Origin of the sequence: Saccharothrix sp. S26 (assembly GCF_021390395.1) — a bacterium.
Lineage (GTDB): Bacteria > Actinomycetota > Actinomycetes > Mycobacteriales > Pseudonocardiaceae > Actinosynnema.
In genome coordinates this window covers 1-1,459 of record NZ_JAJUWT010000049.1, presented here as the reverse complement: position 1 = coordinate 1,459, position 1,459 = coordinate 1, and the positions used below count along the sequence as shown (strand labels likewise).

The 1,459-nt window shown below is 70.5% G+C and carries 1 protein-coding gene; it reads right to left on the bottom strand.

Annotated features, from left to right (window positions below):
• Window positions 1–23: 23 nt before the first annotated feature.
• On the bottom strand, window positions 24–1,229 hold the full coding sequence (locus tag LZG04_RS41365) for an IS110 family transposase (RefSeq protein ID WP_233827431.1): 1,206 nt from the start codon (window positions 1,227–1,229) through the stop codon (window positions 24–26).
• Between the last annotated feature and the right edge of the window lie 230 nt (window positions 1,230–1,459).

Genomic DNA, 1,459 nt, shown 5'->3' with positions numbered 1-1,459 from the left:
CGGGGGGTGTCCCTATGTGGTTGTCAAGCCGCAGCCGGGGCGGGAGTGGGTTCGGGGTGCCGGTAGTAGGTCTTGTCGCGGAGCATGGCGAATAGCACGTCGCAGCGGCGCCGCGCCAGGCAGATCAGCGCGGCGTTGTGTTTCTTCCCTTCGTTACGTTTCCGCTGGTAATAGGCCCTGCTGGTGGGGTCGGACAAGGCCGCGAACGCGGCGAGGAAGAACGCCCGCTTGAGCTTGCGGTTGCCGGTGCGGGCCGGGTGTTCGCCCTTGATCGAGGAGCCCGAGCTGCGGGTGACCGGGGCGATGCCGGCGTAGGCGGCCAGGTGGCCGGAGGACTTGAACCCGGTCGCGTCGCCGATCTCCAGCAGGATGCGGGCTGCGGTCCTGACCCCGACACCGGGCATGGAGGTCAGGACCCCGGCAAGAGGGTGCGCATCGAGTATCCCTTCGACCTCGGCGGCGACCTGTTTGCGTTGCTGGAGGACGGTTTTCAGGCTGTCGGCCAGGCGGGGCAGGACGGTGTCGGCCGCCGTTGTGCCCGGGACGACGACGGTCTGCTCGTCCAGAGCGGCCAGGATCGCGGTGACCAGCTTGTCGCCCATGCGAGGTGCGTGGGCGGTGGCGATCGCGGTGAGCTTGCGACGGCCGGCCTTGGCGATGCCGGTCGGGCCGCCGCAGCGGGACAGGATCTCCAGCACCGCCGGGTGGCTGATCCTCGGCCCGATCGCGCGTTCCAGAGCGGGGTGGACACCGGTGAGCAGGCCGCGGATGCGGTTGCCGATCCGGGTGGCCTCGCCGGCCAGGTCGTCGTCGAAGCCGACCAGCACGTCCAGCTCGGCCAGGGCCTCGTCGCCGACGTCGACCGGCCGCAGGGTGTGCGGCAGGCTGCGGGCGGCGTCGGCGATGACGAACGCGTCCCGCGCGTCGGTTTTCGCGCGGCCGGGGTAGAGGTCGGCGATGCGGCGCATGGCCAGGCCGGGCAGGTAGGCGACCTGGTGGCCGGACGCGCGGGCCACCGCGACCGGCAGCGCGCCGATCGTGGCCGGTTGGTCGACCACCACCAGCAGCGGCCCGTGCGCGGCGAGCTTGTCGAACAACGCCCGCAGTCTCGGTTCGCTGTTGGGCAACGGCGCGTCATGAAGCCGCTTGCCCGCCGGGTCCAGGCCGACGGCGTGGTGTTCGCCCTTGCCGACATCCAGGCCGAGGAACACCTGGTAACCGCTGGTCATCCGTCCTGCCGTTCGTTCATCGAGGGTGGTCGCCGGTCGGGCATCGACGGCCGGCACCCACGTTACGACGAGACCTGCCCGGTGGGCGGCCGTGTCCCTATCAGCGGTCCCTCGATGCCACCAGACCCGGTGACACCACCCCCCGGATCATGGGTTCGACTGGGGGCGTCAGTCATGCCGGACCTGGCGACCACGGCTCCTTGATCAGGAGCTACGAAAAAGGTAACGGG

Excerpts from the sequence above, each read along its gene's own strand:
- LZG04_RS41365 (WP_233827431.1), bottom strand. The coding sequence starts at position 1,229 with ATGACCAGCGGTTACCAGGTGTTCCTCGGCCTGGATGTCGGCAAGGGC.